General features: G+C 41.7%; 9 protein-coding genes and 1 pseudogene. 3 read left to right on the top strand and 7 right to left on the bottom strand.

Translation table 11 applies throughout. From position 1 onward, the window contains the following. The 3 genes from AABK37_RS38200 to AABK37_RS38190 all read right to left on the bottom strand — a co-directional run. Positions 1–1,306, bottom strand: a 1,306-nt coding sequence (locus AABK37_RS38200) for a tetratricopeptide repeat protein (RefSeq protein WP_432556628.1), incomplete at its 3' end; no start/stop codon positions are given. Between the two features lie 3 nt (positions 1,307–1,309). Further along, entirely contained in the window at positions 1,310–1,807 is a 498-nt protein-coding gene (locus tag AABK37_RS38195; RefSeq protein ID WP_432556627.1) for a hypothetical protein, read from the bottom strand. Between the two features lie 27 nt (positions 1,808–1,834). Continuing rightward, complete coding sequence (locus AABK37_RS38190) at positions 1,835–2,596, bottom strand: P-loop NTPase fold protein (protein WP_432556626.1); 762 nt, start codon at positions 2,594–2,596, stop codon at positions 1,835–1,837. A gap of 44 nt (positions 2,597–2,640) precedes the next feature. Here AABK37_RS38190 and AABK37_RS38185 point away from each other — a divergent pair, with 44 nt between their 5' ends. Beyond that, entirely contained in the window at positions 2,641–2,808 is a 168-nt protein-coding gene (locus AABK37_RS38185; RefSeq protein ID WP_432556625.1) for a hypothetical protein, read from the top strand. Here AABK37_RS38185 and AABK37_RS38180 read toward each other — a convergent pair. From AABK37_RS38180 to AABK37_RS38170, 3 genes and pseudogenes are all read right to left on the bottom strand, one after another. After that, the gene (locus AABK37_RS38180) at positions 2,783–3,115 is read right to left on the bottom strand and encodes an FkbM family methyltransferase (protein WP_432556624.1); all 333 of its coding nucleotides are present in this window, start codon (positions 3,113–3,115) and stop codon (positions 2,783–2,785) included. The two genes, AABK37_RS38185 and AABK37_RS38180, sit on opposite strands and share 26 nt — an antisense overlap. Positions 3,116–3,332: 217 nt before the next feature. After that, positions 3,333–3,782, bottom strand: a pseudogene (locus AABK37_RS38175) (WecB/TagA/CpsF family glycosyltransferase); the annotation flags it as partial. A gap of 470 nt (positions 3,783–4,252) precedes the next feature. Then, positions 4,253–6,007: an N-acetylmuramoyl-L-alanine amidase gene (locus tag AABK37_RS38170; RefSeq protein WP_432556629.1), complete on the bottom strand. Its 1,755-nt coding sequence runs from the start codon at positions 6,005–6,007 to the stop codon at positions 4,253–4,255. A gap of 87 nt (positions 6,008–6,094) precedes the next feature. Here AABK37_RS38170 and AABK37_RS38165 point away from each other — a divergent pair, with 87 nt between their 5' ends. Both AABK37_RS38165 and AABK37_RS38160 read left to right on the top strand, forming a co-directional pair. Beyond that, positions 6,095–7,732, top strand: coding sequence for a CTP synthase (locus AABK37_RS38165; RefSeq protein ID WP_432556623.1), 1,638 nt, complete (start codon positions 6,095–6,097; stop codon positions 7,730–7,732). A 566-nt stretch (positions 7,733–8,298) separates the two neighbouring features. Continuing rightward, entirely contained in the window at positions 8,299–8,718 is a 420-nt protein-coding gene (locus tag AABK37_RS38160) for a hypothetical protein (protein ID WP_432556622.1), read from the top strand. Position 8,719: 1 nt separating this feature from the next. Here the strand turns inward: AABK37_RS38160 and AABK37_RS38155 are convergent. Next, on the bottom strand, positions 8,720–8,916 hold a 197-nt coding region (locus AABK37_RS38155), incomplete at its 5' end, for a hypothetical protein (RefSeq protein ID WP_432556621.1).

The raw sequence follows: 8,916 nt of genomic DNA, 5'->3' as shown, positions 1-8,916 counted from the left end.
TGAGAAATTGTAAAACATGACCAATCGCTATTAAAGTATTTGCTTCACCCAAGCGATCGCCTATTTCGCGGTAGAATTGCAAAGCTGCTTCGTAGCGACTTAATGCTTCATCACTGCGTTTGAGAAATTGTAAAACATGACCAATCGCTATTAAAGTATTTGCTTCACCCAAGCGATCGCCTATTTCGCGGTAGAATTGCAAAGCTGCTTCGTAGCGACTTAAAGCTTCATCACGACGGTCGAGAAATTGTAAAACATCACCAATCGCTATTAAAGTATTTGCTTCACCCAAGCGAGAACCTGTTTCGCGGTAGAATTGCAAAGCTGCTTCGTAGCGACTTAATGCTTCATCACTGCGTTTGAGAAATTGTAAAACATCACCAATCGCTTTTAAAGTATTTGCTTCACCTAAGCGTGCGCCAATTTCGCGGTAGAATTCTAGTGCCTGTTGATAACAATCCTCAGCTTGTGTGACATCATCTTTAAGTTCAAAATAGAGATTCCCCAAATTTTTCAAGCTACTAGCCAAATCAGCCTTTAACTCTAACTTTTTTTGCAGCGCAATAGCATTTTCATATGCTTGAATTGCCAATTTGCGATCTTGGGAACTGCGATCGCGTTGTTGATAGGCTTTTGCCAAACTGTCGTATAATGTTGCGAGTAAAGGTGCTTCTTTGCCTTCAGCTTCAATTTGCGAAATCAATCGTAATATTTCTTCCAAAGGTAAACCGCCGATTTCCTTTGGTATAGTTTTAGATACTGACAGTGATTGTAATTCGCTAATATTCCGTCTATCTATTGAAGCAGATTCTCGCGTAAACCAAAATACCCCACCTCGCCAACTCCAAAAATCTGGCGATCGTTGTGCTAAACTAACCAGCATTGATTCAGTTAACCACAGAACAATTGGGAAAAGAAACTCTCGCAGTCCCTCCCTTGTCCACTGTAAGTAACCAAAAAACCTATCTTGCTCGGATTTTGGGCTGTCTAGCTTCACTGACAGCAGTTCATCCAATCCCAACACCGTAATTACAGCAGATTTATCTGGCTGCAAATTTCCTTCTGCTACCAACTGCGCCAGTGCATAGCGTAAACTAGGATCTTGTGTGCGTACCCGCACCCGATAGGTAAGAAAATCCTGCTGTCTGAGTTCAGTTTCGTATTGACTAATTAAGATTTCGCGCAAATTACGGTCATCGCAAACTGCAATCAGCAAGTTGAGAATACCCTGGCTAGCTTCTAAAGCTACAATTAACTTCTGATAATTCCGTTGATTTTCCGCTTTAACATCATCAATTGTTGACATTATCTAAATTAACTGCTTGCGCTTGAGTATATCTACCACAATTGGATGCACATCATACCACAAATCATCATTTTCATATTCCAACACATACAATCCATGCAGCAGTGAGAGAAACTCGTCACTTTTAGCATCTTGCGGTGTCAGGTTTTCGTAAGTTGTTACTAATATAGTATACAAATTCTCACCCAAGGGACGGGCAAATTCATTTCGCAAATCTTTAACAGCTAATTGAAGAATTTCCTGATTAATTTTAATATCGGTTCGCTCTGGTTCAGAGCGAATTAGTAGCAGACATTGAGAGCAACATTCCCTAGCTATTCGTACCAACTCCCGCACAACACCACCACTTTTAATGACAATTTCTCTGGCAATTTCCGGTTCAATTAATTCGTGTGGAATGCGCTTTTTGAGAATTTCCAGAAATAAGTTTATCAACTGTTCCTTCGGTACACCGTCTGTTTTGTGGCAGTCTTGGGGCTTGAAAAACTTACAAACTGCCATCAGTTGAATCCGCGAGACTACTGATTGTCAAATTGGGAGTAATTCACTGTTGCGAATAGCGGAAATAGGAATTGTGTAAATAAGTTGAAACTTCGGTAAAAATAAAGAATTAATATTGTTTTTATAAATATCTTCCACCAAACCCAAATCAAGTTTGTCCAAGTCATCAATTACTACCAAGACCTGCTTTTTTGTCTCAACTTGAATGATAGAGGCAATTTCATCAGCTTTGTGTGCCAGTTCAGAAACTTTGCGTTCGTAAGTCTTTTTAATTTCTTCGCGAAACGTCGCTTCATTTTTCAGCTTGGCGGTGATAAGTTTGAGAAAATCACCACCTAGTCCCACCTCAGACTTCAAGTCTTTGGTAACAGTCTCGGTTTGAGTGGTAGTAAACCATTCTAAGAGAGATTTTCTGGTCTTATCGGATATTTGCACTCCCGCTTCAGTCGCTTTACTTAACAGAGTGAGGGTGATTGCATACAAAATGTTAACGTGATTAACGTCAGACATTTCAATCATTTCTGCAATTGAAAAGAAGGCAACAAAATATTCCTGCTGCCTCATTTTTTGAGAAAATTTCGCCAACAGAGTAGACTTGCCACATCCTCGATGCCCTGCGAAAATGATTTTACCGTTAGGAGGTGCATCTTCCACTGCTTGCTCTAGGCGGGCGATGGTATCATTAGCAAAATCAACTCGAAACGCTTCAATCTGCCTCACATTGATTAGCGGAAATAATTCCAAATCTTGATACGCTTTGCGAAATGTTTGCAGCAAAGATTTGTCCATATTCCTGCCTCCTGTGATATCTAAATTATCATATCAATAATTTTTTGCGGGCAGGGGGAGTGGGGAGACAGGGGGACAGGGGGACAGGGGGACAGGGGGAGTGGGGGGAGTGGGGGGAGTGGGGGGACAAGGAAGAATTTGCTCCCTCATCTCCCTCATCTCCCCCTCCCCCACTCCCCCTTGTTATTAATAGTGTTTTGCGACAGCGATGAAGTTAAACGCTTGGAATGGGTAGTGCAAAGCGTTGTAAAATTGGTCAAAGTTTAAGAGTAAGCGATCGCTCAAAAAATCTTTCAGCAAAAATATCGAATACGAATGCTTTTGAGTCAAAAATTCAAATACTTCAATCGGGGTAAAACCAAAGCAAGATAATCCGGTTTGAGTACATTCAAATAATAGTACCGGACGATAACGTTGCAATGAAGTTGATTCTGCACCGCGAAGTACAGCTAACTTGCCACCTTCAACATCAAGTTTGATAAAATCAACGCGATAGTCAGCAGGCAAGATTTTATCCAAAAACTCACTTTTTCCGGTGAGTTATTCACAGTAGTATTTTATATTTTACGTTTGAGAACTAGCAAATATTTTTGCACATCTATCTCTTCAGGATAGTTTTATTGTCTCCATACAAATTTCTTACTATAGATGAATGCGTGGTTGGAGTATCAATGAAATTCAAATGTGAATACTTTGAGTAAAAACTTGGATCAACTTTTCTGGAAACTAAAAGTTTTTACATTTTTTTACTCTTTATAACGAGGTTACTACCCTTATGTCTCTTAACTGCTGACCAAGGATTTTCATAAAGCTGAAATCTTTGCTTCACAATTAACCACAAAAATGGAATAGCATCCAACAGACACCTCTTCCAGAGTCGCTGAGGTTCGCTTAACAGCCGATAAAGCCACTTTAGACCAACTTCACTCATACACTTTGGCGATCGCTTGATATTACCTGCCTTAAAACCGATAGTTGCACCAATAGCCAAAAATACTTTCACATTCTTCAATTGCTTTCTATATTTAGCAATCCACATTTCTTGTTTGGGTGCGCCTACACCAATTGCTAAAACTGTAGCATCTCAAGAGTTAATGAGTTTAACAATCTCTTGACACTTTTCTTCATTTTTCTCAAATCCAAACCACGGCGAGTGCGCCGCAACTATAATATCTCTACCAACCTTGACTTCAAAAAAGCTATTTAACCGAAAGTAATTTTCAATTGCTTAGTTGCTTGGTTATTTACTGTGGATATGTACATTTTCTCTTATCACAAATAAATATACCTTTTTCTCTGTATATTTAAAAGAGATAATATAAAGTTAATATGTAGAAAGAAAAAAAATTATTAAAGAAATTGTAAACTTTTGCTGAAAAGCCCGGATTTATCGAAAAAACTTTGATGTTAGATAGTTGAACTTAATCAAGCAAATATTTTGCTGTGTCCGGGTTTCGGCATTTCGAGAGTAGGGTTATTTAAGGAAGAAATCTGATTGCGGGATTTACGGATACGTAAATACCGCATACTCTTGACAAAAGCAAAAATCTAGGAAAATCAATTTGAATACTAAGCCAAAAAACATCTGACTTAGGGGGGAATTTATTAGAAAGTGGGGAGTAGGGAGTGAGAAAGTGCTTTTAGTAGGAAGGGCTTTTAACGATCGCTTTTAAACCACTCGACAATTCCTTGAGCGATCGCGCTCGCTTCTTTCTTCTGTTCTTCCGGATTCGTCACCAACTCAAATTCATCGGGATTACTCATAAAACCCAATTCCAACAACACCGACGGCGTACTTGCTGGACGTGTCAACGCCAAGTTATCCCAAAATACACCATAAGCAGGACGCTTTAACTTTTTAACTACATAATTATGCAAAAATACAGCTAAACTGTGAGCTTGGGGATGATACCAAAAAGCAGCAAAACCTTTGATTTTCTCAGCATCACCATCATCAGGTAAAGAATTGTGATGAATGGAAATAGAAATTGCGGGTTCTTCCTTATCAATTATCGCTTGGCGATCGCCTAACGAAACTTCCTTATCATCTTCCCGCGTCATCACCACCGTTGCCCCTCGTTTGGTCAACTCATCTTTCAGCAACTTCGACACAACCAAATTTAAGTCTTTTTCTAAATACCCAGTCGGACCGCTTGCCCCAGATTCTTTACCGCCGTGTCCCGGATCGAGTAAAATCTTGATGCCAGATAGCGGCTTGTCATTTTTGCCGATTTCTGGGGGTTGACGCAAAGACAAAACTAAACTTGTTCCCTCGTATCTCAGCTTGTATCCCCACTGTTGGTTTCTTTTGAGGTTAAAAGTGTATTGCACGCCTCCTTGAGGCAACTGCTGCCAATCTAGGCGAGAAATTAAGGCATTATCAACGCTCCTGATAATGTCTGTTTGCGCTGTGGTATTGTAGAGCGTCAGGGTGAGAAAGCGATCGCCTTGCTGTACGCTAACAGGTACAGGAACTTGCAACGGAAAAACTATTTCTGTTGCATTCGCAAGTTGACGATATCCCACACTGCGAATAATTGTCTTTGGTGGAACTGCACCTGATAAAATGCGAGTTTCCTTACTATTAATCCAAGCACCATAATCCAAGCGCGACCATTCACCTTCTTTACCCGTGACTGTGGCGCGTGTTCCTTTAGGTAACGGTGTTAATCTAGAATAATCTGTAGAAGGACCAGTACGAGCAACTCCAGCATCTACCGTCACCTCAGCAACTTGTAATTGTGCGGGTGATAAAACTTGAATTTTTCCAGTACCGAGCTGAGTTATTGTTTTACCATTCAGCGTTAGTTGAAATTGAGGTTGTCCCAAATCGGCAGCAGCATCTATTGTAGTGCAAGCCTCGTACTTCCCAACGTTAGATTGGGTGTTTGGCTGATTATTTCCGGTTAGCGCGGCTAAATTGCTTGGGAGTTGCGCTTGTTGTGGTTGAGGTAAAAGGGGAATAGTTTGATTTGCCACCTTGACAGATACGGTGGCATCTTTGGGTGCGATCGCGCTAAAACAAATGAGTTCCCCTGCTAGTTTAGCAATATCTGCCGCTGGAGTCAGAGAATCTTTGGCAAAAGCTAACCCTTTTGGTATCTCAGGTAAAGAAGATATTCTTGTAACCTTAATTTGACGTTCTTGATTTTGATAGCGCACAGTAAAGAGATTCTCTCCTAACTGTAAAGGTAAACTTGGGGCAAAATGTCCCGCTTTGCTGCGAGTTATCGGTTTACCATTGATGAGAACTTCTCCATTTGCAGGTGCTGTACCCAGAAAGAAAATTTTTTCTGCACTGGTTTGGTAGTTTGCTGAGGGAAAAATAATATTGAGAGATTGCTCTTGAGCCAAAGTTGGGGAGGATATGACTATAGAGCTTAATAATACCAATCCGAAAACACTTTTCACAGCCAAATCAAAGAAAATTGCATAACACAATTACTGTGGCACAATGACGGCATGTATTTTTAGAAGTTGCTAGAAAATGTAAGTACTATGACTAAGTTTGTCTTTGTTACTGGAGGCGTAGTTTCCAGTATTGGTAAGGGAATTGTCGCAGCAAGTCTGGGACGATTGCTCAAATCGCGCAATTATTCGGTGTCAATTCTCAAACTAGATCCATATATTAACGTCGATCCGGGGACAATGAGTCCTTTTCAGCATGGGGAAGTGTTTGTTACCCAAGATGGTGCTGAGACGGATTTAGACTTAGGACATTACGAACGCTTTACTGATACATTAATGTCGCGTCTTAACAGTGTTACCACTGGTTCAATTTACCAAGCCGTAATTAATAAAGAGCGGCGCGGCGATTATAATGGCGGCACGGTGCAGGTAATTCCTCATATTACCAACGAAATTAAAGAGCGGATTATGAGGGTTGCTCGTGATACTACTCCTGATGTGGTAATTACGGAAATTGGCGGAACGGTAGGGGATATTGAATCATTGCCGTTTTTAGAAGCAATTCGCCAGTTTCGTAAGGAAGTAGGACGGCAAAATGTATTGTACATGCATGTTACGTTGATACCGTGGATTGCTTCAGCGGGGGAGATGAAAACGAAGCCGACACAGCATTCGGTGAAAGAATTGCGTTCTATTGGCATTCAACCGGATATTTTAGTATGTCGGTGCGATCGCCCTTTACCAAACGGCTTAAAACAGAAGTTGTCAGAATTCTGTGATGTACCTGCCGAATGCGTCATCACGGCTCAAGATGCCAAAAGTATTTATGAAGTACCGCTCATTGTAGAACAAGAAGGGCTAGCAGAGCAAGTACTTGATTTACTGCAAATGGAACAACGCATTCCCGACTTAGTGGAGTGGCAAACTATGGTTGAAAGGTTGTACAGTCCTAAATATCAAGTTGAAATTGCGATTGTCGGGAAGTATGTCAGGTTAAATGATGCTTATTTGTCGGTTGTAGAAGCATTGAGACATGGAGCGATCGCCACTAATGGAGAATTAGTTTTACGCTGGGTAAATTCTGAGACGCTAGAAGTTGAAGATGTCGAAAAGCATCTTGAAGGTGTCGATGGAATAATTGTACCCGGAGGTTTCGGTACTAGAGGCGTAGATGGTAAGATTGCCGCGATTAATTACGCACGCGAAAGGCACATTCCCTTCTTAGGTTTGTGTCTGGGAATGCAATGTTCTGTAATTGAATGGGCAAGGAACGTTGCGGGATTTGCCGATGCAAATAGTGCCGAATTTGACCCAATGACTACCAATGCGGTAATTAACCTTTTGCCAGAACAGCAGGATGTAGTTGATTTAGGCGGTACAATGCGTTTAGGTTTGTATACTTGCCGCGTGATACCGAATACAATGGCTTTTCACCTATATCAACAAGATGTAGTTTACGAACGTCATCGCCATCGGTACGAATTTAACAACGCTTATCGCCAGTTGTTTTTAGAATCTGGGTATGTGATAAGCGGCACATCTCTTGATGGACGCTTAGTAGAAATGATTGAATTACCGCATCATCCGTTCTTTATAGCTTGCCAATTTCATCCAGAATTTCTTTCGCGTCCTTCCGCACCTCATCCATTATTTGCAGGATTTATGGAAGCAGCGATCGCTCGTTCTCATCCTACCTCGAATTTTGCAGCACCATTAGAAGTATTTTAAACGCCGTGAAACCTCGCAAAACCTCACCCTGTCCTTCGGACATCCCTCTCCTTAATAAGGAGAGGGAAAGATTTACCCGTAGGGTAAAGCGAGGGTGAGGTTTGGATTTTGGGCTTTTAGGAAAGAGTTTTGTAGGGTGTGTTATTGCTGAGGGTACGGCACCATCCCTAGTTTTGTAGAGGGTACGGCACCATCCTTTGATTTTCGGTGCGTTAGGACGTTAGGTCTATAACGCACCCTACCAGATTCAAGCCTTGTAGGAGAGAGGCTTTGACGCTTACTCCCCTTCCCTTGTAGGGAAGGGGCTGGGGAGCCAGTGCGCTGGGGAGGCAGTGCGTTGCCAAGCCACCAGTGCCGTGCGGAGGTTTCCGAGGCAGCGCGTTGCGCGGGTTAAGCGCGTTGTAGCGACTGCCGTTCCGTTGAGGCATCTGGCGTTGGGGTACCAAGCGTTGTAGCACCTGCCGTCGGGGATGCCGACACTCACGCGCCTGGCGTGGTTAGGTCTGTATTCTATGCAATTGAGAACCGCTATAAGACAAATAACCAAGGACAATTGAGGAGATTTTGTGGCGTACTGGGTGAAAATCCTTTACGAGAGGAAACAATATGTAATCAATATTGACCGTGTTAATGCCTTTTGTTATGAACCAAATGGCAGAGTAACATTTTGGCTACCCGATAGTGCGATTCCGATTGTGATTAACCCGCAAAGCAATATAGAAGACTATCAAAAGATTCTGGATTATATAGAAAGTGTTACAGCTTTGCAATTAGAGAACGCTTACTGGGTGAAAATTCTTTATGAAAGAAATGAATATGTAATTAATCTCAACTGCATCAATTCATTTTGTCATGAACCTAACGGTAGGATAACTTTTTGGTTGCCTGATGGGACGATTCCGATCATTATTAATCCGGTGAGTAATCCAGATTCTTATCAAAAAGTTATGGATTATGTTTATAAGGCTACGGGATATTCTTTATGAGTTAGGAGTTAAGAGTGAGGAAACGCGGAGTTAGGAGTTTTTTGGGAGGCTGTGCCTCCTGTAAAAGCCTAGAGGCAGCAGCCGTGTAACCAGAGATATAGCAGTTCCCATTCAGATGCGGTACAACATTATATCGTCGCGTGTAGGGGCACGGCAGTGCCGTGCCCCTACGGGTGTACCTCACGTAACCGAGAATTG

Origin of the sequence: Tolypothrix sp. VBCCA 56010 (assembly GCF_050875635.1) — a bacterium.
GTDB lineage: Bacteria > Cyanobacteriota > Cyanobacteriia > Cyanobacteriales > Nostocaceae > Hassallia.
This window is presented reverse-complemented; position numbering and strand designations above follow the sequence as displayed.